We start from the raw sequence: 22778 nt of genomic DNA, 5'->3' as shown, positions 1-22778 counted from the left end.
TTTTAACCTCCAGCATCCAAAGATCAGCAACGCCCCCTGCATGGCTAATGCCTAAGCTTTATTTGCCAAGCTTTAAATTAAATCCGCAAAGCCATCATCTTTTTCACACCCTCGACAATCTGATCGGGTTGGACAATGGTGAGATTTTCCAGAGTCCCGTTGTAGGGAGTGGGAATATCTTGAGATGAAAGCCGAAGCACTGGTGCATCGAGTTCATCAAACCAGCGCTCGTTAATCGATGCTGTTAATTCTGCCCCAATGCCACCGGTTTTCATGCACTCTTCTACAATAATGACTCGGTGGGTTTTGGCCAGTGAAGCACCAATGGTTTCAAAGTCTAGAGGCTTGAGGGAAATCAGGTCAATTACCTCAGGATCATACCCCTCTTTTTCCAGCTGCTTAGCCGCTTGCATGGCGTGGTAACGCATCCGGGAGTAGGTGAGAATGGTAACATCTTTACCGGAGCGTACAACTTCAGCTTTATCAAGGGGTACCAAGTACTCCTGTTCTGGCAGATTTTCTTTGAGATTGTAGAGCAGGACGTGTTCAAAGAACAGTACTGGGTTATCATCTCGAATGGCAGATTTCAGCAACCCTTTCCCATTGTAGGGGGTGGAGCAAGCAACGATTTTGAGACCAGGAACTGCCTGAAAGTAGGCTTCTAGACGCTGGGAGTGTTCGGCTCCTAACTGACGTCCGACACCACCAGGACCTCTAACCACCATCGGGATTTTAAAATTACCACCAGAGGTATAACGCAGCATCCCAGCATTGTTGGAAATTTGGTTAAATGCCAGGAGTAAAAACCCCATATTCATGCCTTCGACAATTGGTCGTAAACCTGTCATTGCTGCACCCACAGCTAGACCAGTAAAGCTATTTTCGGCAATGGGGGTATCCAGAAGCCGCAAGTCACCGTATTTTTTACACAGATCTTTGGTAACTTTGTAGGAACCACCGTAGTGACCAACATCTTCACCGATTACAAATACTGTCTCATCCCGTGCCATTTCTTCGTCTATGGCTTCACGCAGAGCATTAAAGAATAGTGTTTCTGCCATTAATAATTCAATATAGGGGGCTACTGTGATCCTAGCATTGCCAGAGCCCTCGAATGATTATGCACAGGGAAGTTTCCCTCAGGTAAGTCGGGCAGATTGAGCTGTGGTAGCGCTAATCAATAGTATTGAATCTACTACTTAACCCGATGTTCGAGTTTGCTAACATAATCTTTATTATGATACGATGCTTACTTTAAAATTATGCTCAATTTGAGCATAACTCAAGGGATAGAATAGATTCAGCACTTCGGGGCATCCCTTAGCATAACTGCAAGCGTCAGGGGTCTAGGGTGACTACGCTTCGGAAAACCGAACCACTGGCTATATACAATTTTAATCAAAATATCATCTATATATATAGTAGTTGAAATTCATTGAACGAGTTGACAGCATTCATCTTGAGGAGAATAAAGGACGCATGGGCAAGGTAGTCGGCATTGACCTGGGTACAACAAACTCCGTGGTGGCTGTCATCGAAGGCGGTAAGCCGGTGGTAATTGCTAATGCGGAAGGTATGCGCACAACTCCGTCAATGGTTGGCTTTAGTAAGGATGGGGAAAGGGTTGTAGGACAATTGGCACGCCGCCAAGCTGTGCTTAATCCCCAAAATACTTTCTATGGGGTGAAGCGGTATATTGGACGTAAGTATGCTGAACTGAATCCAGAGTCGAAGCGGGTTGCTTATACTATTCGTCGGGATGAAAATGGTAATGTGAGAATTAAGTGCCCCCGCTTGAAAAAAGACTTCGCCCCAGAGGAAATTTCTGCGATGATTCTGCGGAAGTTGGCGGATGAGGCCAGCCGCTACCTGGGAGAGGAGGTAACAGGGACAGTAATAACAGTCCCGGCTTACTTTAATGATTCTCAACGGCAAGCCACACGAGATGCTGGACGAATTGCTGGGTTAGAGGTTCTGCGGATTCTTAATGAACCAACAGCAGCGTCTTTGGCTTATGGCTTGGATCTCGAGGCAAGTCAAACAATCCTAGTATTTGATTTGGGTGGGGGTACCTTTGATGTCTCTATCCTAGAGGTGGGGGATGGGGTGTGTGAAGTCCTATCCACCAGTGGTGATACTCAACTGGGGGGCAATGATTTTGATCGAAAAATTGTTGACTGGTTGGCAGAGCAATTTTTGGAATCAGAAGGAATTGATCTGCGACGCGATCGCCAAGCCCTACAACGGCTGACTGAAGCTGCAGAAAAAGCCAAGATCGAGCTGTCTGGGGTGGGTGTAACTGATATTAATTTGCCCTTTATCACAGCTACAGAAGATGGTCCAAAACACCTAGAAACTAGGCTGAAGCGCTCCCAGTTTGAAGAGCTATGTGTGGATCTAGTTAGTCGTTTGCGCAGACCCCTAAAACGAGCTTTCAAAGATGCTGGCTTAACTCCTATGGAAATCGATGAAGTGATCTTGGTAGGAGGGGGAACCCGCACCCCGATGGTACAACAATTGGTGCGCAGCTTAATCGATCGGGCACCAAATCAAAACGTTAATCCTGATGAGGTAGTGGCAGTAGGAGCTGCAATTCAAGGAGGAATTCTCAACAGTGAAGTCAAAGATATCCTATTGCTGGATGTAACCCCGTTGTCCTTGGGTTTGGAAACTATTGGTGGGGTGATGAAAAAATTAATCCCTCGCAACACGACTATCCCAGTCCGGCGGTCTGATATTTTTTCGACGTCCCAAAATAATCAGACTTTGGTGGAAATCCATGTGCTGCAAGGGGAACGGGATATGGCAACAGATAATAAGTCCTTGGGTCGGTTTAAGTTGACTGGTATTCCCCCAGCACCACGGGGAGTGCCCCAAATTCAGGTGGCTTTTGATATTGATGCCAATGGGATTTTGCAGGTATTGGCACTGGATAAAACTACTGGTCGAGAACAAAGCATTACCATTCAAGGGGCTTCTACCCTGAGTGAGGCGGAAGTCAACAAAATGATTCGTGAGGCAGAAGAATACGCCCAGGTTGACCGGGAACGAAGGGAACGAGTAGAAAAGCGCAATCGGGCAGAAAGTTTGGCTAATGAAGCGGAACGGCAACTGAGGGAGGTAGCCCTAGATTTTGGTAGACAGTTTGCTAGTGGTTATCGGCGTCAGATTGAAGGCTTAATTCAGGAGATGCGTCAATCCGTTGCCCAAAATGATGACCGGGCTATTGATCGGGCTCAAGGTGATCTACAAGATGCCCTCTATGAGCTCAAGCGAGAGGTACGGCTGCAATATGAGGAAGAAGAGGATGATGACTTCTTTGGCTCAATTCGTCGCACCTTTACCGGAGATAGTGACACAGACAGATATTCTCAACGGGATTACCGCCGGGGGGGGGACTCCTATGACTCCTATGGGGCTAGTTCATCGAGATCCAGTCGCGATCGCTATCGCAGAAATCCCCTTGAAAATGATTGGGATGAGGATGATGATTGGTTCTAAATTAGTCAATAGTTAGTTGTCAGTAGTCAGTAGCCACAACTAATTAGCAATTAGTGTTTAGGTAAAAGCAAACTGGGCTCTTCGCTTCAAAAAATACTGACAATTGACCATTAATCAAGAATAGATCAAAAAAGCGATGCAGCCCCTTAATACGGGGGTTTCCCCGATGAGGGAATGCATTAAGACACTGACAATGGACTAATGACCAATGACTAAGACCAATGACTATGCAAAACTATCGAGATTACTATGAAATGTTGGGTGTACCCACAGAGGCATCCAGCGAGGAAATTAAAAAGGCTTATCGGCGGTTAGCTCGACAGTATCACCCTGACCTGAATCCTGGAGATAAGACAGCAGAAGACAAGTTCAAGGATATTGGTGAGGCATATGAAGTTCTCTCTGACCCGAATAGGCGATCGCAGTACGACCAATTTAGTCGATATTGGCAGAAGAATTTTGGTAGAAAAGCGGCTAAAGCGGCTAGTTTGATTAAAAATGTAGGCTGGAACGGCAATGGTCGTGGTTCATACCAAGCAGAGGATTATGGCAATTACCGGGACTTTAACACCTTCGTTGATCAACTACTCGGACGCCGCTCTACTAGAAAGGCAACATCAACCCCACCTCCAGGGACTCGGGTAAGTTCCGACAGTGCGTTTCGACCAGGGAAAACTAAAACAGCCTACACGGTTAGTTCTCGTCTGAGACCTCAACCGAAATCCCAGCCTCAGCCTCAACCTTATCCCAAACCTCAACCTCAAGATATTGACGCTCGATTAACCCTACCTTTGGAAAAAGCCTATAAAGGGGGTCGAGAGCGAATTCGCCTAGAAGATGGACGGGGTTTAGAAATTGAGCTACCTGCTGGGATGGTAACCGGTGCCCTGGTGCGGCTCCAAGGTCAAGGTATTGATGGTGGATGTTTAAATTTAAAAATCACTGTCTCACCTCATCCCTTCTTTAAATTAGAGGAATTTGATGTGATTTGTGTAGTACCAGTAACGCCTGCTGAAGCAGTATTAGGTGACTTAATAGAAGTTCCCACCTTGGATGGTATAGTGCAAATTAATGTTCCTAGTGGGGTGAGGTCAGGACAAAAATTGCGCTTGGCCAATAAGGGTTATCCCAATCAAGAGGGGGGACGAGGGGATCAGGTAGTAGAAATTCAGATTGTTGTGCCCACCGAAGCCACTCAGGAGGTCAGAGAACTGTACGAAAAACTACGGCAGATTGATAATTTTAATCCTCGCCAGGATTTACCGGTCTAGGAAAAAGGCTGACATCCAAGCATCCACAAGTATGGTTAGAGTCGATGCCTAGGTAGGGCTTGCTGAATAAGTCGGGGAAAAACAACCGATGAATTATTTAGTTATTTAAGCCTGAAGCAAAGATGAGTGTTTATTGTTGACAAGTCCCATGATTATTTAATAATAATTGATGCCCAGGCGTTATTATTTTGTTTGAAAATGTTCTGTAGTGGCGTGGCAAGCTTAAAATAGTGCAATAGATTTTTGCTCCCCATCTTCCCACACTCCCCACACTCCCCACACTCCCCACACTCCCCCATCTGTTTCTAATGCATCAAATTAAGCTTGCCACGCCAGTAGGGTGCGTTAGGGATGGACTAGCCCTGATTTTCGCGGTAGCCAGTTTGGAACAGTCCGTCCGATTGTAACGGGCAAGATGCCCATTCCACCCACCGTGTTAAACAGCATGGATTGAGATGCACCCTGTGATCCCTTAATTGGGAGTAATTCTAGCGGTCTTAGTAAACGCGGATATTTAGGAAACTCATTAGAAACAATGGGATCACATAATAATATAGTAGTGTAAAATCTGATAGCGCTCAAATAATGATTAGCAATGCGATCGCGCAGTTTAGATTAACTCTACCGATAGGATAAAATTCGATTACTGGAAAAATCCTCACAAGCATTGCGATCGCATAATTTTTAGTTAACTATAGCGCTATATTAAATTGATCTAATTTGCTTTCTGATCACAAATATGTAAAAAACACAACTTTTGCTTCCCCTATTCCCTACTCCCTACTCCCTACTCCCTACTCCCTACTCCCTACTCCCTACTCCCTACTCCCTACTCCCTACTCCCTACTCCCTACTCCCGACTCCCTTGACTCCCAATTAAAAACTGCTATAATCCCCCAATAACCTACCATAATCAAGAAACCAAAACTCTTTTGCCTGGGTCTGCGATAATCAAAGGCACCGGAGTTTTTCCCATTCTTGAAGCAAAACCCGTCACCATCGATGACGAAACTAATTATTCAAATCCCCTGCTACAACGAAGAAAACAGCCTAGGGATTACCCTTTCGGTGCTTCCCCGTCAACTGAGGGGTGTAGATACCGTTGAGTGGCTAATTATCAATGATGGCAGTACAGACCGCACCGTAGACGTAGCCCGCTCTTATGGCGTAGACCACATTGTTAATTTTAAACACAATCAGGGACTAGCCAAAGCTTTCATGGCAGGAATCGAAGCTTGCTTGAAAGCAGATGCGGACATTATTGTCAATACCGATGCGGATAATCAGTACTGCGCTGATGACATTCCCAAACTCATACAACCTATTATATCAGGTCGAGCCGAAATAGTGATCGGGGCGCGACCGATTCAGAAGATTAAGCACTTCTCCCCTATTAAAAAGTGTCTACAAAAATTCGGTAGTTGGGTAGTCCGAATTGCTAGCAATACTAATATCATTGATGCTCCCAGTGGATTCCGAGCCTTTAGCCGAGAAGCCGCCTTAAAGCTAAATGTCTTTAATGAATACACTTACACCCTAGAAACTATTATTCAAGCTGGACAAAAAGGCATCGCTATCACCTCTGTCCCAATCCGCACCAATCGCTATTTACGCCCGTCCCGTCTAGTCAAGAGTATCAGTGCCTATGTTAAGCGATCGCTAATCACTATCCTGCGAATCTCCATGACCTACAACCCCCTGAGATTCTTTATCACCTTGGGGACAATTCCATTTACCCTAGGAACCTTACTGGGGATTCGTTGGTTAATCCTATACTTCGCTGGTACTCCCAAAGCTCACGTACCCAGCCTAGTTTTAGCTGCTATTCTGATTCTAATGGGCTTTCAACTGTGGATATTTGGTTTAGTGGCAGACCTAATGGCAGTCAATCGTCAACTTCTAGAAGACATCCAACTACGACTACGTCGATTGGAAGTTGACTCCAATCACACTCCCCATTTGCCATCAACCGGAAATCATCAACAGCGGGAAAACCGTGATGAGGGGGGAGAAGGAGAAGAATTTGTCAATAGTTTCTTGAATCGTTGACACTCCCATTGTTATAGTTGGAAGCTCTTAAGACTACTTGTTATAGTGGGAAGCTCTTAAGACTACTTTTGGCTGAAAAGAATTAATCACTCTCGGACTCTCGGACTAACGCACTCAGCAGTAAATAATGACCAGAGACCTATTCGCCCGTCAAGCCCTAAACCAAATCCCTAAAATCCTTACCCTCCTAGACCGCAATCCCCACAGTCCCACCTACGGCTGCTTTGACCGTAACTTCTGGCACTATAAAATAATTGATTTTCCTAGTGGGATGGCACAGGAATTTGTCTGGCCCCTAGCACTAGCCTATCATACCCACTTGCCAGATAACCCGTTCTACCAGCAACCAGTAATTCTCGATTGGGTCGAAGCAGGGATACTTTTTGCTGCATCCAGTTCCCATCCCGATGGCTCTTGTGATGATTATTTCCCCTATGAGCGTGCTGCTGGAGCCGCCGCCTTTTCCTTATTGGCTAGCATCGAAAGTTACAAAGCCATGGGACTCCATAACCCCATTGCCTTACAATTCTTTGAAAAACGAGCAGATTGGCTAGCCCATCACATGGAAAGTGGACAGCTCAGCAACCACCAAGCCTTGATTGTCCTATGTTTAGACCTGCTATCGGAACTGTTGCATACCAATCAATGGGATAGAGCGCGATCGCAAAGACTAGAGCAAGTATTATCCTGGCAAAGTCCCGAAGGTTGGTTTATAGAATACGAAGGCTGCGACCCAGGCTACCACACCTTAACGATTTCCTGTCTAGCCAGGATTTATCTGTTGAGATTAGACCCACGCCTAAAAGAAGCTCTGATCAAAGCTGTCGAATTAGCCGCACAATTCATCCATCCCGATGGTTCCTATGGCGGAGAATACACTAGCCGTAACACTTACAACTTTTTTCCCCATGGCTTTGAATTAGTAGGACGCTGGTTTCCAGAAGCCCTAGAGATTAATGACCGCTTCTTGGTGGGATTAGCTAATGGTCTTGGTCCCTGTTACGCCGATGATCACATTATTGGTCACCATACCTGGAATTATCTCCTATCTTGGCGGGATTTTGTCAGCAACCGACCCAAACCAACTCCCCGTCGCAGTGGTCGCGTATGGTTGAAAGACGCCAACATCCTAATTGACCGCCGTCGAGGTACAGAACTTTATTTAGCTTTGAATAAAGGAGGCGTTTTTAAGATATTTCGAGACAATCAATTAATTGCTTCAGATACCCATTTTTCTATATTAGTACAAGAAAGAGGTAAATTAAAAAATGCTGTTGGTCATCTGATTGATGACTATCAAGTTAAAGTCAGTGAAGATGAAATTCTGATTGAGGGAAACTTGGGATGGGCGAAACAGAAGCAAATGACTCCAATGAATTTACTAATTCTGCGGGGAGTGATGTTAACGATAGGACGCTTCTTTCCCAATTTAATTCGGAAATTATTACAGAAATTATTAATTACTGGTAAAAAAGACGCTCCCTTCTGCTTTCGCCGATATTTTTATTGGCAAGGTGAGCGATGGTTAGTAATTGATGAATTACAAGCTAAGTCTTGGAAATCGGTACAAAGTGTCGGCATTGGTGGTGACCAGACATCGATTTATGTGGTCATGAGTCGTACTTTTCAAGCAGGACAATTACAAGCCTGGGTTGACCTAAGTGATGAGGTGCAAACCTTGGATGATTATGAATGGTTGAAGTTCGAGCAGCGTTTTTGAGATCAGGTAACTGGGAAAATATTTTTGAGTGCCTCAGTGGTCAAGTGTTGTGTGATCAATGCTTATCCCAACTATAGCGCTATAAAATTTGTGGTGATTAGATCATGTCTTATCAAAAAAATGGCGTTGCTGATTCTGGGTATGGTTTTGCCCCCCTAACCCCCCAATTCTGGGGGGAATAAGACGTTCAAAGTCCCCCGAGCGAGCAATCCCTCGCTCGGGGGATTTAGGGGGCTTTAACAAAACCAGATGATTGCGCATTCATTCCTTAATTCAGCAACGCCAAAAAAATTAGGGCTATATTTAATCCTCCCCAACCAAATTATTATACCGCTATAGTTTTGATAGGCTCCTACTCTTAAGTAAAGATAGCGCTATTTAATTAAGAGTATCCTTTGCCTCCGCCGGTCAAGTAATAGCGCTATAGTAATTGGGTTCAATTCAAGCTACTAAATATAGCGCTAATCTAATCAGCTTACTAACTTCCTAAAACTATAACGATAGCCAAGATATTAAATTATGTAACAATTACAAAAAAATACTAGCACTATTTAAAAATTTGTGTTAACCTCAGATAGAAACTATACAATAGCGCTATAGTAAAGAGGAAAAGACATGGTAGCAAAAGACATAGTGGAATTTTAGGAAGAATCTGAGGGTAATCTATATAGGCTAAGGTTTTTAGGTTAGTCTCTTTCGCGACTCAATCCGATCACAGAAACAGTTTCGATAGCAATGCCCACCTGCTGAGAGAGATGGTGTCAGCGTTTTGACAATGTCTTCAAATTGGGGCTATTTGGAATTTTATTCACAATTATAATTTAGCGCTGCCTTAGGCACTGCTTAATAGACCGGTTGTAAATCATAACATCACTAATTCTACAGAACTGCCCATAATTTTTATTAGATGATATGAACTATAAAAATTGGATGGAAAAATGGAGAAATCGAAATCTCTACTACTATAAAGACTTAGAAAAGTTTTTCCGCTTTTCAACACGTCCTGGCTATTCTGTCTTAGAGGTTGGTTCACGTTTGGGGTACTTATTAGCGGCTGTTAATCCAAGTTATGGCCTCGGAATTGATAGAAATTCCGAGGCCGTCGAAGATAGTCAGAAAAGTTTTCCAGGACTGGAGTTTCAGGTAGAGAATATAGAATATTTTCAACCCCTAGAGAAATTTGATTATATTTTATTGGCCAATACAATCAGCTACATAGAGGATATACAGAAGGCATTACATTCTATAGAAAAAGCCTGCCATAATAATAGCCGTTTGGTCATGACGTTTCAAAACCCTGTATGGGAACCTATTCTACAATTTGCCACCTTGATCGGGCAACGCATGCCCTTATCAGATCTCAACTGGTTGAGTCTGGAAGATATTCAAAATTTATTACAACTAACTGGTTTTGAAGTCCTTTATCACGGAAAAAGATTACTCTTTCCAAAGCGAGTGCCACTAATAAGCTATTTTATAAATCGGTTCCTAGCACCCTTGCCTTTTATCAACCAACTTTGTTTATGTGAGTATATTATTGCCAGATTACAGCCTAAAGATGCTGATGCTCAAACCCAAATTCAGCAAAGGACTTGTTCAGTGATTATTCCAGCACGAAACGAAGCAGGGAATATCGAAGCTTGCGTCACCCGGATGCCAAAATTGGGCCGACATACTGAAATCATCTTTGTAGAAGGAAACTCTAGAGATGACACCTGGTCAGAAATTCAACGGGTTCAGGAAAAGTACAAAGATCGATGGGATATAAAAGTTGCCCAACAATCAGGGATAGGCAAAGGAGACGCAGTTCGCCAAGGCTTTAACATGGCAACAGGAGACGTTTTTATTATCTTAGATTCCGATTTAACCGTTAAGCCAGAAGATTTAGTTTACTTTTTCGAGGCGATCGCTTCTGGATACTGTGAATTTGCTAACGGTTGCCGCCTCATCTACCCAGTAAATGCTACTACTATGCCCTGGTTGAACCGAATGGCTAACCGTTTCTTCGCCTGGCTACTATCCTATCTTCTTAATACTAAAATCAAAGACTCTCTCTGTGGAACCAAGGCAATTTCAAAAGAGAATTATTGCCGCATTGCGGAAAATCGGAGTTACTTTGGTGATTTTGACCCTTTTGGCGATTTTGATTTGTTATTCGGCGCTGCGAAGTTAGGATTAAAAATAAATGATATTCCCGTCCGTTATATGCCCAGAACCTATGGCGCTTCAAATATTCAGCACTTTAAGGAGGGGTTGGTACTTTTTAAAATGTGTGCTTATGCAGCCAAGAAGATAAAGTTTTCCTAATTATATAGCTGACTTCTGTGATTACTATGCTTAACTTATTAAGACTTCCTGAGTTATCTAAGATGACCAATCTAGATAATCCAAACAACATCCATGTATTAAGGGCAATAATTCAGCGCAAACCCTTTCTTATAAAAACTTATAATAGTTTTTATAATCAGTTATTAGTGAGAATTAAGACAATTCCACCAGATGGTAAAATTGTGGAGCTTGGTAGTGGTGCTAGTTTCTTAAAAGAATACAATTCTCAAATTATCACTTCAGATGTCTTACCCTATGATGGTGTTGATCTAGTTTTTTCTGCTTTAGATATGCCCTTTGAAGACAACGATCTTAGTGCCATCCTGATGATTGATGTATTGCACCATATTAAAGATTCGCGACAATTTTTTCGGGAAGCAGATCGTTGCCTTAAGCCTGGTGGAAAACTTGTCATGATCGAACCAGCAAATACTTGTTGGTCTAACTTTATTTATAAGAATTTTCACCATGAACCATTTAATCCACGGGGGTATTGGGGTTTTGAAGAAGGGGGACCATTGTCAGGAGCAAATATGGCTATTCCTTGGATTATTTTTAACCGAGATAGCGAACTTTTTCGGGAAGAATTTCCTCGTTTAAGAGTACGAAGTATAAAAAATCATACACCCTTAAGATATCTGATTAGTGGAGGATTGTCTATGAGACAACTTCTCCCATCAGCCCTTTTTAGTCTAGTGCAATTTATGGAATGGCTTCTATCACCCCTTAATCCTCACTTGGGAATGTTCATGACGATTGAACTAGAAAAAGTAATTTAAGTGATAGCTAATGCTTAAATTAATAATAAGGATAATTATATTAAAACAACTACGTTAATGCTTCTATGAACATCAGTCATTTCCGGCAGAAAGTATCTAAAAAAAAGCAATTTGTTTATTTATTTATTATCCCGGTTATCTTCGCTGTTATTTCTCTGATTATTAGACAGGAATTCGGTCCATATTGGCTTGGAATAAACTCTGATCCTGAGTATGCTTATCTCCTAAATTTTTTAAATATCATCCAATTCCAAACACCTGGTCATACCGATCATCCGGGCACTACTCTACAAGTTTTTGGTGCTATTGTTATTCAAATCACTTATTTTATTCAGTACCTGACGAATTCTGTTGTTTCTAATATTACAGAATCTGTACTGCAAAATCCTGAGTTTTATTTGATCACTGTCAACACCATCCTGCTTCTTATCATAACATCTTGCTTGTTGCTGGTGGGTTTAGTTGCTTTTGCATTCTCTCAGAATATTGCGTTGAGTTTACTATTACAGTTAGGACCTTTTTTGTGGACTCCCCTACAAGAATCCACCCGTGTGAGACCGGAAACCCTACTACTTTCTTTGACTCAAGTGTTGGTGATTCTGCTGCTATTTTATCTTTACTCAGAGAGAGCCCGATTGCCTAAATTTGCCCTAGCTATCGGTATAGTTTTGGGATTAGGGATATCCACAAAAGTCACATTTATCCCCATGATACTGGTGATTATGCTGCTTCCTGGTTGGTTTCAGAAAGGATTAGCAATTTTTACAACAATAGTCACGTTTTTTATTACAACATCTCCTATTTTTTCCCAATACCCTCGTCTTTTTAATTGGTTGACGTCGATTGCGACCCATACAGGACACTATGGCAGTGGTAATCCAGGTTTAGTTGATATTTAAAATTTACCAAGCACCTTTATTAACTTGATTCCCCAGGATAGATTTTTCTTTTATACTGTTGGCTTATCGGTATTAAATTTCTTCATTGTTACTGTTTGGTTTTGGTTGGCTAGACCGACCTTACAAAATTTCGATTTACAACACAAATACTCTCCTATCGTCCCCGTTCAAAAGCTTTATTTATTGTACTTATGTCTTTTGTTGATTATTGGGTTTCAAATAATGCTTACGTTAAAACACCCTGCTACTCATTATTTAATCCCATCTATGGGGTTATGTAGTCTGCTGATTTGGGTGCAAGTTACTCTATTTGAACAACAACTGACTACTCTTTTACAACCAAGTATTTATGCAAAACTAAGTCTACTTGTGTTAACGGTGTATGTGACAGCAAGTGCCGCAGTTACTTATCAGCTAATGTTACAGGATAAAAATAGTCATCAATCTTATAGGGGTGAAATTAAAACTATTAATCAGTTGATTAAGCAAAATTACAATAATTGTATTCACGTAAGATATTATCGGTCTAGCGATAGACAATATGCACTCAAGTTTGGTAACGATTTTGCTTCAAATCGGTTTTCTAAGGTCTTAGAATATAGTTTTCCTGATGGATTTTTCTACAATATATGGTCTCGTAAATATGAATCTTTTAATCAAGAATTAGATTTAAGTAATCTTATAGAGAAGAATTGCATTATTTTTCAGGGTAGCCCCTTGAACGAAGCACATTATTCACAATTCATGCCAAGCACAACAATAGAAATAATTTTTGATGGTCAGAGCGAAAGCCTTTACAAGCTAATACAAAAGCCCAATGACAAAATAAAGTAGGTGGGCAGCTAGGGCAAACCCATCTAATCCTCATAACCCAGCTTAGAAAAGAGTTTGACTAACCCTAATTATTAATTACTGGTAAAAAAGACGCTCCCTTCTGCTTTCGCCGATATTTTTATTGGCAAGGTGAGCGATGGTTAGTAATTGATGAGTTACAAGCTAAGTCTTGGAAATCGGTACAAAGTGTCGGAATTGGTGGAGACTGGAGTTTAGACTATGACAAAATAGCCCAGTCTTCTTTTTGGGCTGAGAGTTGAGTAAATTGACTCAAAATAAGTGTCTAAGTCTTCTTGTTTTTAGCTTTTTTGTCGTTACTTTTTCCTTTTTTAACTACTGGATAACGGGTTCGTTTGTTTCTTTTTTTACCAGTTTTCCATCCCGTTGATTTTCCACGGGGTTTGGGAGATTGTGCTGGAGTTCCAATCTCAACTAAAAGTCCTAACATCGACTGTGCAACTCTTCCAGGCGTTAGATTTGACTGGGGCTTTTGCCGGAGACGAAACCTTAGAATAGTGGAGCCTTACTGCAAGAGATTTAACCCTGATACCCATAGCCGATCAACTATAAAGGCTCCACTATTCTTACGGTAACTTCAAAGGAAGATGGTGTTCTTTCACTATATCCCTAGCTAACCATAGCTGCCAAGTCATTAATGGCATCAAATCACTCCATCTTTCACATTGCTGTGGTGTACTTAGGGAGGGTAATGTCCAATGTAATCTTTGTTTAATGAACCGATACCAATGGTCAACGGCAAAACGTCTTAAATATTTGTTCCATATCATTTCTAATGTCGGCCTTTTTTGACCAATGAAAACTAACCACAATGGTTTTTGTAAGATGCCTTGTTTATTGGGTTTAAGCCTCTCAACTAAAATCAACTCCATTGACACAGATGAAGAGTTACGAAAGTGTAATTTTGACCACTTTCGGATTCTTATGAGACCTAATTTTGGGTCATTTACCTCGATAGTTTCCTTGGCTGACCACCAAGTATTTTCATCATTTAACTTAAATTTATCACCATGTTTTTTGGGTCGCCCTCGACCACTATACTTTCCTGGTAACCCATATAAGCAACAGTTTGAGCGAATTCTGATCAAGCAATCCGCTTCGATATCTTTTGTTGTGTTGACCCAAGAGGCATTGCCATATTCACTGTCTAATAGGGCTAAAATTGGTTGTTTTGAATTTTTTGCTACTTGTTTTAGTTGCCACGCTGCCTTACTAATTGGAGTTTCAAAACTTGTTATTCTCTCGTGTCTTAACGGCAGTGCCCAACTGCCTTTTTCTTCTGGTATCCATGCTATAGTACTATAACTATGTCCTGTCGTGACTTTTTTCTCTGCCGATGGCGAGTGATGGTAACCTCGGTCTTTCAATGTTGGGGAGTCTACTCTCGGACTCGATGTATGGTCAATTGCTACCATCAAATAGGATGATTCATCTGTATCTTTTCCTACTTCTTCTAGATACCTCTTCATTAACTTTTGTCGTAATGGACGACAATCTTGTAATGATTCATAGGTAGAAGACCATTCTCTTCTAAATACTGGAGACAGAGAAAAGTCAGCCAAAGAATTGGCAGTTCTTGTAGTTAAAACTGCATCAATCAAATCCATTGTAGCATCGGATGCCCGACCCAGTAAATTATAACTATCAATTCTAAATTGTTGCAGTCTACTTATGCTAGTATTCATAAGTGAGGGAGTAACTTTATTGTTTTAGCTTTTCAATTTTCTCCCTTTTTACAATGGGTGTTTTTATGAATATTTGTAACGGATAAGGCTCCGATAGTCGTGACTCACTCCAGCCTCTGGCGATCAGGTGACCCAAAGAGTGAGCACGCTGTTGCTAAGCTCAGCGATCAGCGGAAGCTGGTGCCGTAGGCAATCACGTTTCTGAATTAGCGATCGCATTTCTGGATTAGTGATCGCGTTGGCCACGATTAGCGATCAGCGGAAGCTGGTGCGGTAGGCAATCGCAGTCTTGGGAAACCTCAGTTACTCTGAACTCCAGACTAAACTCTCAGCCCAAAAAGAAGACTGGGCTATTTTGTCATAGTCTAAACTCCAGTGGAGACCAGACATCGATTTATGTGGTGATGAGTCGTACCTTTCAAGCAGGACAATTACAACCCTGGGTTGACCTAAGTGATGAGGTGCAAACCTTGGATGATTATGAATGGTTGAAGTTCGAGCAGCGTTTTTGAGATCAGGTAACTTGGAAAATAGTTCTGAGTGCCTCAGTGGTCAAGTGTTGTGTGATCAATGCTTATCCCAACTATAGCGCTATAAAATTTGTTGGTAATTAGATCACCTTTGCTGTGAAATTAATAGCGCTATATGAATTGGAACAATAAACATAGCGCTATATAAAACCACTAACAACACTGAATAAAGCTAGCGCGCTTATTAAGCTAACGGCCAAGATACTATAACGCTACATTAATTCATTAGCTAACACTCTGATGATTAAACTATAGCGCTATTTAATTTCTTGCCAATACTGTTTAAATCACCTGTCCCAAAAAGCAATAGCGCTATAGTAATTTGACTAATAAGATTAATCAAACTACATCAACGATCTAGTACTTTACTTCCCACTCTAAACTCAAACCTATAACACTATATAAACAACATAGTATTAAATTATGTAACATTTTTTACCAAAACACTAGCGCTATTTAAAAATCTGTGTTATATTAAAATCATGAACAAACAATAGCGCTAGACTAAAAGGCAAAGACATGGCAGCACAACAGATAACTACAATTGGAACCACTCAAGCAGCTTATCTTTTAGGAATTTGTGTCCAACGAGTTCGCCAACTCCTCAAAAGCGGCAGAATTAAAGGCGCTCAAAAAGTTGGCAGATTTTGGCAAATTCCCCTATTTAACGGCATGCCCAGAGTCATTCCTGGTAAGCGTGGACCAAAAGGAACCTGGAAAAAAGTTGCTCAAAAGGTGGCGACTTACATCCACGTCAACCAGCAAATTATTAAGGAAAATAGAAAATACGATACTTACAAGCCTGTCCTGACCGTCAAACAAGGCAACCGCAACACCTACGGTCATTATGTAGAAATCAAAGGCCCATCTCGCTTAGTTTATCAACCCAATTGTCCTAAGCATTGTGGGGCTACGGTGTGGCTAGAAGTTGACCCAGCTGTTGAAATTCTGACTAAAGTTTTTGGTTAGCATCAGATGTTGAAGGTTGTTCGCCTTTGGCGTTCCCCTAGGGTAGATTGAAGGTTGACCGTTGCCGGTTGCCTTTTGCCTTTTGCCTTTTGCTGCTAATCCATGAAACGACTAATCTCGATTGCCATCAGCCTAATCATCCTAGGGGTAATTTATACCAAAATTGACTTTCCCGAACTGATCGCTGTATTTAAAGAATGCGATCGCATGTGGATGGCGATTAGTCTGGGCATGGTGATTCCGATCACCCTGTTTACGGCTTGGCGACTGCAACAACTAATGCCGACGGGTTCCCAACTCCGATTTTGGGAAGCCAATCGCCTGATTTTAGCTGCCAGTACCCTGAATATGGTCTTGCCCTCCAAAATGGGAGATATTGCTAAAGCCTACTTTATGAAGCAGCGGGGTAATTTAGCTGGGAGCTTGTCGTTAGCCATCGTGATTTTCGAAAAAGCTTGTGACATGCTGTCTCTACTGCTATGGTGTGTCTTTGGTTTATTACTATATCCGGGCAAAAATGACTTCTTTTGGCTGATGACCGCTGGGATAATTTTCGGGTTAATTCTAGGGCTATTCCTGCTAAGCTCCCGCAAATTTGCCCATTTATTTTTCTTGCTGACAAAAAAAATTGCACCCAAAAAATTCCGCTCAAAGCTAGAAAAAATGCAAACTTCTTGGGGGGAAATGCACGGCTACTTCTGGCATGACCCCAAGCAGTTATTCAAAATTACCCTAACTTCAATTTTTATCTGGTTCTTACACTTATTGCAAATTTGGTTATTTATCCTCGCCCTCAACGCCTGGACACCCTTTTTAACCAATCTCGCTCTGTCCCCCCTAGCCATTTTAGCGGGATTGTTACCACTAACCTTTGCGGGGGTTGGCACCCGTGACGCTGCGCTAATTTTCTTCTACCAACCCTATTTTCCGGCTGCTACAGCTGCCGCCTTAGGGTTGCTGTGTACTTCCCGCTACCTACTTCCCGCCATTGGTGGATTACCCTTTCTAGGACAATATTTGACTACAGTGCGTAACTTGGGAAAAAAACCTTCTTAATTTGACTGTTGTCAAGGGGAGATGTATGTTAAATTTATTTAAATTCGGAGCAGTTTAGTTAATATTTTTTTAAACAACCGCTCAGGGATGGCACAATTCCCCAACAGCAAATACTATAGTCTGTAGCGGAAACCCATCCTTCAACAGGCAGCTAAAATGCTCAATAGTAATGGTCGTGAGGGAAAAAGGTGAGGCAACAATCTATGTTAATCAGTCGCAGAACTTTACCCCCTAGCTCTGGCAAGCGGGTCAAACCTAATCCAACGGTTCATAAAAACTTCACCAAGTGGAAAACTAGTTGGCAACCTACCAATCAGACACTAGCTGAGCCAATAATTGACCGTAAAAGAGTGGAAAAATCTCTCTTAGCAGTCCAACAGAGATATCGGTCTCTATTTGAAAACTCCACTGATGGTATCTTTAAAATTACCCCTGATGGTTACTATATAGCCTGCAACCCATCACTAGCTAGACTATATGGCTATGAATCACCTAACCAATTCCTCAGTCATGTAACTGGTGTTGGGGAGTACCTTCACAAAGATCCCCAGCGACGCTATCAATTCCTTGAACTACTGCACTTGAGGGGTTTGGTAGAGGATTTTGAATCCCAGGTCTATCGCCAAGACGGCACCCTAATGTGGATTTGCGAAAGTGCTTGGGCAGTGCGTGATGCTACTGGTTACATTCTATACTACGAAGGTTTTGTAAAAGATATTACTAAACAAAAATTAACTGAAGCAGCTTTACAAGCAGCACAAGCAAAATTAGAAGCCCAAAGCCAGGAACTGGAGAATGTCTTAAAGAAGCTGCAACTGGCTCAAGAGCAGTTAAAGCAAAGTGAAACAATGTCCACCTTAGGACAGTTATGCGCTGGTGTTGTTCACGAAATCAACAATCCACTTAACTTTATCTGTGGAAATGTGACTCCAGCAAGGGACTATAGCGAAGATTTATTAAGACTGTTGGGATTATATGTCAAACACTATCCCCAGCCTGTAGCCGAAATTCAACAGTACGCCGATGCAATTGACCTAGATTTCCTAATCCAAGATTTTCCCAAAGCCCTATCATCCATGGGATTAGGTGCAGAACGCTTGCAACAGATTGTGCAGTCAGTGCGCCACTTTTCCCGACAGCAGACCGATGAAAAGCAGCGCGTGAATATTCATCAAGGGATTGATAGTACTCTGACTATCCTCCATAATCGCTTAAAGCCCAAAGGAAACAATCCCGGGATTACCGTGACCAAGGACTATGGAAAACTCCCTTTAGTGGAGTGCTACTCTGGTCCAATCAACCAAGTGTTGATGAACCTGCTGTGCAATGCCATTGATGCTCTAGAAGAGGCACAGGTTAATAGGTTCTTTGTTAGAGGTTCTTCACCTGTTCAGGTAGACAGGTTTAAGGTTCGAGTTTCCCCTCAGTCTTCTGATTCCCCGCAAGGTGTAAATCAAAAGACACCAGCACTGCCTAATATCACCATTCGGACAGAATTTATAGGCAGCAATGGTGATCTTGGGGACAGTTCTGGTGGACAGGTCGTGATCAGAATCATCGATAATGGTCCGGGAATGACAGAAGAGGTTAAACAGAAGATATTTGAACCATTCTTCACCACCAAATCAATCGACAAGGGAACTGGCTTAGGGCTAGATATCTGCCGGAAAATCGTTGTTGAACAGCATGGCGGTCAAATCCTATGTACCTCTAATCCCGGTAAGGGAACAGAATTTGCGATCGCAATTCCTGTAGGTTCATATCATAAAGGCTTGCAGGCAAAACAGACGAACCAATCACCAATGACTAACGACCAATGACTAATGACTAATGACTAATTAAACTTTTGCCTCCAAAGACTTGAGATATTCAGTATTGACTCCCGATTCTCGGGTTAGGGCGATTTTGCCAGTCCGGGCAATTTCGCGGATACCAAACTTATTCAGCATTTGGGTCAGTGCTACCATTTTACCTGGGTCTCCCACAACTTCTAGAGTTAGTGACTCCTCAGATGTATCTACGATATGGGCACGAAACACCTGGGCTAATTCAAGAATCTCCGAGCGGGTGGAACTAGTAGTGTTAACCTTGAGCAGCATCAACTCCCTTTCGACACAGGGAATTGTGGTAATATCCTGTACTTTGAGGACATTAATTAGCTTATAGAGTTGCTTAGTCAGCTGCTCAATGCTGCTGTCATCTCCAGGTACTACCATCGTAATTCGAGATATACCAACCTGCTCAGTTGGTCCAACGGCAAGACTTTCGATATTGAAGCCTCTACGGGCAAATAAACCAGCAATGCGAGTTAGAACACCGGCTTCATCTTCAACTAAAACGGAAAGGGTATGTTTCATAGTTTGACTTGGGAGTGGTGGGGGCGTGTGCTGCCTAAATTGCTATCAACGTGATTTATTGGTGAGACTGTTGAGTGGTTAAGTGTTGACTAGCCCGATACTTTTTAGCTACCAAAGTCTACCAAGATAGACTTTTGCCCGCCAATGCAAGATGCTTTCACATCCAGGGGGTATCTCCGCGCTTCTCTGACGGAATATCCCGCGAGCGCCATAAAAATGTCAAAAAAGCTGGTTCCACCGGGATAGAGAGCGCAACTATTAAACCCTTGGTTTTCGGCTTTAATTTAAGTTACATAATAATCCCTGTCGGTGTTACCATAATTTAATTCTAACAAATAATAAGAGTTTTTGGGAGACTCTGCGACATTTTCTCTAGCTGTTTACTAACCCTTTTTTAAGGGGGGATAAGGGATGAGCAACGGTTAACTGTTAAGTTTTTTGAAGCTAAGCGTCAACGGTCAACGGTAAACCAACTACCATTTTATCCAGGTTTTGAGTAACCAAGAACTCTAGTAACAGTGTGCTGTATCTAAAGATATATTTTTTCTGAAACTAGGCAGCTAATTGCCAAATTCCTCGGTAACATAAAAATCGATAAAAACTGATTGGAGTGAAACACAATATTTATGGGTTGGTTACAACGACTTTTTGGATTTGGAAGCCCAGAGGAAGCTGCCGCAGCTAGTACCCCTTCAGAAGATGCACCAGCAGGAGATGACATTCCCCCAGAACGACTGGGGTTAAATGGAGAATACGACCAAAGCGGCCTTGCCAAGCGAGTTGTTTGGGCTTTTGACCAAGACAACGACCTGGATGACGAGGAGAGGCTCTGGGTTGCTCAAACTGGCGGTAAAGTTGTGCTGAAAGGAGAAGTAGCTAGCCAGGAGGTTCTAGATAAGATGGTTGATGTTGCCTCAGGTGTAGATGGTTGCACGGAGGTTGACACTGATCAAGTGAGCGTCGGCTAATAGGGATTTTGGGTATAATCAAACCTTAGCTCCTAGCCACTCTAACAGGATCAGATTCACCTGTTCCGGACATTCATCGTGGGGACAGTGACCAGCATGATCTAACTCCAATAGCTCTAAATTAGGATTGAGTTTAACAAACTTGCGAGCTAAGATGGGGGGAATCATTCGGTCTTTTAGTCCCCACATCAATAGCATAGGAATATCTAATGTAGGTAATAGGGATTTGACCGGTAGACTAAAGTTAGGAGCACTCATCCCTCTCAAAAGTCTACTAAAGGTTGCCGCAGCTCCGGGATCGGTGGCAGGTACACTCAGAATTTCTACTAAATCATCTGTAACTGCCTCTGGATTAGCATAAGCTAACCCTGCCCACTTACGAACAACCGTTGGACGTCGTACTACGTAAAATAGGGCTTTGAGTAGCACTGGTGATGCCACTAGATTCTCAACTGTTGAGACTATCGGTCCGAGCCAACTAGGAATGGCTTCTTCTCGGGCTTGGAAATCTGGTAAATTAATCATCACCAGACCTTTAACCATCTCTGGATGGGTTGCTGCTGCTCCTAGACCAACTAGGGAACCAATGGAGTTACCTACTAACACTACGGGTTTTTGGATAAATGTTTGCCAAAATTCATAAACCTGAGCTACCCAAAGGTCAATGGTGTAGTCAACCGCAGCTTTCCGGGATGCCCCAAAACCCAGCAGATCTAAAGCATAAACGGTATGATGTTGACCGATTACGTCTAGGTTATTACGCCAATGCCCGACCGAAGCACCAAACCCATGAAGCAGAATAACTGGTGTTGTCGGCTGGACAGTTAGGGGTTGGGGTGGGCGAAAATAGGTATAACGGATCGGCCAACCCCGCCAGACCCAATCCCTTTGACTACCAACTCGTTGCTGCCAATGCAAAGATTTGGTCACAAACTGCCTCAACTTCAAAAATATTTACAAAGCTTCTTGTGTCCATTATGCCTTCCCTATCAGGCAAAGGAGTAAGTTATAACTATTCCATCGGCCTTAGTTTCCTACGTGATGTTAATAATTTGAACAGAAACAAGAAAGGAATTAGTAAAATGGCAAGTGTATGTAGTAAGTCTATTTTTTGATTAATCCACTTAAGAAAATAAACAAACGCCTGTGAGTGATAATAGAAGACGCCAACGCGATCTACCCCAAATTAACGAAAGAATTAGGTTTCCCAAGATTAGAGCCATTGATACCGATGGGGCACAGCTGGGTATAATCACACCTCAAGATGCCCTGCGGATTGCTGAGGAAAAGGAGTTAGATCTTGTCCTGGTTAGTGACAAGGCAGATCCGCCAGTTTGTCGCATCATGGACTATGGCAAGTACAAATTTGAACAAGAGAAGAAAGCCCGTGAAGCCAAGAAGAAGCAGCACACGGCTGATGTCAAAGAAGTGAAGATGCGCTACAAAATAGAAGACCATGACTACAATGTGCGGGTCAATCAAGCGGAGCGCTTCCTGAAATCTGGCGATAAGGTCAAAGCTACCATTACCTTCCGAGGTCGAGAAATCCAACACAGTAATTTAGCTATGGCACTACTCGAGCGCATGGCTAATGATTTACAGGAATTGGCAGAAGTCCAGCAAGCCCCTAAGCGGGAAGGTCGCAACATGATGATGTTGCTCTCCCCCAAAAAATAGTGGTTATAGTGATTGGTCATCAGTGATTGGTCATTAGTGATTGGTCATTAGTGATTGGTCATTAGTCATTGGTCATTAGTCATTGGTAGCCACATGTGCAGGTGCCTGGAATTCATGTCTGAATACGTATGCACGGA

Annotated in this window: 19 protein-coding genes; 14 read left to right on the top strand and 5 right to left on the bottom strand. The window is 42.4% G+C overall.

The features are described 5' to 3' along the window. Positions 1–77: 77 nt before the first annotated feature. Positions 78–1061: an alpha-ketoacid dehydrogenase subunit beta gene (locus F6K51_RS20445; RefSeq protein ID WP_293023500.1), complete on the bottom strand. Its 984-nt coding sequence runs from the start codon at positions 1059–1061 to the stop codon at positions 78–80. 418 nt (positions 1062–1479) lie between these two features. On the opposite strand from F6K51_RS20445, the gene dnaK reads away from it, so the two are divergent. The 9 genes from dnaK (at position 1480) to F6K51_RS20400 (ending at position 13381) form a co-directional block, all read left to right on the top strand. After that, entirely contained in the window at positions 1480–3501 is a 2022-nt protein-coding gene (gene dnaK, locus F6K51_RS20440) for a molecular chaperone DnaK (RefSeq protein WP_293023520.1), read from the top strand. A 227-nt stretch (positions 3502–3728) separates the two neighbouring features. Further along, a complete protein-coding gene (locus F6K51_RS20435) occupies positions 3729–4772 on the top strand; it encodes a DnaJ C-terminal domain-containing protein (RefSeq protein ID WP_293023517.1) in 1044 nt (347 codons plus the stop codon). Between the two features lie 757 nt (positions 4773–5529). Continuing rightward, positions 5530–5652: a hypothetical protein gene (locus tag F6K51_RS20430; RefSeq protein ID WP_293023497.1), complete on the top strand. Its 123-nt coding sequence runs from the start codon at positions 5530–5532 to the stop codon at positions 5650–5652. A gap of 122 nt (positions 5653–5774) precedes the next feature. Further along, complete coding sequence (locus F6K51_RS20425; protein ID WP_293023494.1) at positions 5775–6821, top strand: glycosyltransferase family 2 protein; 1047 nt, start codon at positions 5775–5777, stop codon at positions 6819–6821. A 127-nt stretch (positions 6822–6948) separates the two neighbouring features. After that, positions 6949–8541, top strand: a complete 1593-nt coding sequence (locus F6K51_RS20420) for a hypothetical protein (RefSeq protein ID WP_293023491.1) — start codon at positions 6949–6951, stop codon at positions 8539–8541. 912 nt (positions 8542–9453) lie between these two features. Further along, positions 9454–10848 (top strand): glycosyltransferase, encoded by a 1395-nt coding sequence (locus F6K51_RS20415; protein WP_075901089.1) that lies wholly within the window; start codon positions 9454–9456, stop codon positions 10846–10848. A 62-nt stretch (positions 10849–10910) separates the two neighbouring features. Beyond that, entirely contained in the window at positions 10911–11648 is a 738-nt protein-coding gene (locus F6K51_RS20410) for a class I SAM-dependent methyltransferase (protein WP_081431501.1), read from the top strand. Positions 11649–11713: 65 nt separating this feature from the next. Continuing rightward, positions 11714–12547 carry a hypothetical protein gene (locus F6K51_RS20405; RefSeq protein ID WP_293023484.1) on the top strand — a complete coding sequence of 278 codons (834 nt, stop codon included), beginning with the start codon at positions 11714–11716 and terminating at the stop codon, positions 12545–12547. Positions 12548–12769: 222 nt separating this feature from the next. Beyond that, positions 12770–13381 carry a hypothetical protein gene (locus F6K51_RS20400; RefSeq protein ID WP_293023482.1) on the top strand — a complete coding sequence of 204 codons (612 nt, stop codon included), beginning with the start codon at positions 12770–12772 and terminating at the stop codon, positions 13379–13381. Between the two features lie 283 nt (positions 13382–13664). Here F6K51_RS20400 and F6K51_RS20395 read toward each other — a convergent pair whose 3' ends face one another. Together F6K51_RS20395 and F6K51_RS20390 are read right to left on the bottom strand one after the other, a co-directional pair. After that, entirely contained in the window at positions 13665–13829 is a 165-nt protein-coding gene (locus F6K51_RS20395; protein WP_198954181.1) for a hypothetical protein, read from the bottom strand. A 136-nt stretch (positions 13830–13965) separates the two neighbouring features. Then, complete coding sequence (locus F6K51_RS20390; protein ID WP_293023480.1) at positions 13966–15084, bottom strand: NF041680 family putative transposase; 1119 nt, start codon at positions 15082–15084, stop codon at positions 13966–13968. A gap of 1049 nt (positions 15085–16133) precedes the next feature. Here F6K51_RS20390 and F6K51_RS20385 point away from each other — a divergent pair. From F6K51_RS20385 to F6K51_RS20375, 3 genes are all read left to right on the top strand, one after another. Beyond that, entirely contained in the window at positions 16134–16583 is a 450-nt protein-coding gene (locus F6K51_RS20385; RefSeq protein WP_075901083.1) for a helix-turn-helix domain-containing protein, read from the top strand. A gap of 102 nt (positions 16584–16685) precedes the next feature. Continuing rightward, positions 16686–17639 carry a lysylphosphatidylglycerol synthase transmembrane domain-containing protein gene (locus F6K51_RS20380; RefSeq protein ID WP_075901081.1) on the top strand — a complete coding sequence of 318 codons (954 nt, stop codon included), beginning with the start codon at positions 16686–16688 and terminating at the stop codon, positions 17637–17639. Positions 17640–17842: 203 nt separating this feature from the next. Continuing rightward, positions 17843–19459, top strand: a complete 1617-nt coding sequence (locus F6K51_RS20375; protein ID WP_293023475.1) for an ATP-binding protein — start codon at positions 17843–17845, stop codon at positions 19457–19459. Between the two features lie 18 nt (positions 19460–19477). Here the strand turns inward: F6K51_RS20375 and ilvN are convergent, their stop codons facing one another. Beyond that, complete coding sequence (ilvN, locus tag F6K51_RS20370) at positions 19478–19996, bottom strand: acetolactate synthase small subunit (RefSeq protein WP_075901077.1); 519 nt, start codon at positions 19994–19996, stop codon at positions 19478–19480. A gap of 626 nt (positions 19997–20622) precedes the next feature. Between ilvN and F6K51_RS20365 the strand changes: the two genes are divergently transcribed. After that, a complete protein-coding gene (locus tag F6K51_RS20365; RefSeq protein WP_075901075.1) occupies positions 20623–20964 on the top strand; it encodes a BON domain-containing protein in 342 nt (113 codons plus the stop codon). 18 nt (positions 20965–20982) lie between these two features. Here the strand turns inward: F6K51_RS20365 and F6K51_RS20360 are convergent, their stop codons facing one another. Beyond that, positions 20983–21894, bottom strand: a complete 912-nt coding sequence (locus F6K51_RS20360; RefSeq protein WP_075901073.1) for an alpha/beta fold hydrolase — start codon at positions 21892–21894, stop codon at positions 20983–20985. 216 nt (positions 21895–22110) lie between these two features. Between F6K51_RS20360 and infC the strand changes: the two genes are divergently transcribed. Beyond that, a complete protein-coding gene (gene infC / locus F6K51_RS20355; RefSeq protein WP_075901071.1) occupies positions 22111–22641 on the top strand; it encodes a translation initiation factor IF-3 in 531 nt (176 codons plus the stop codon). The last annotated feature ends 137 nt before the right edge of the window (positions 22642–22778 follow it).

The sequence above is a fragment of the Moorena sp. SIO3I8 genome, assembly GCF_010692325.1.
Lineage (GTDB): Bacteria > Cyanobacteriota > Cyanobacteriia > Cyanobacteriales > Coleofasciculaceae > Moorena.
The sequence above is the reverse complement of the archived record's forward strand: the minus strand, read 5'-3'. Positions and strand labels throughout refer to the sequence as shown.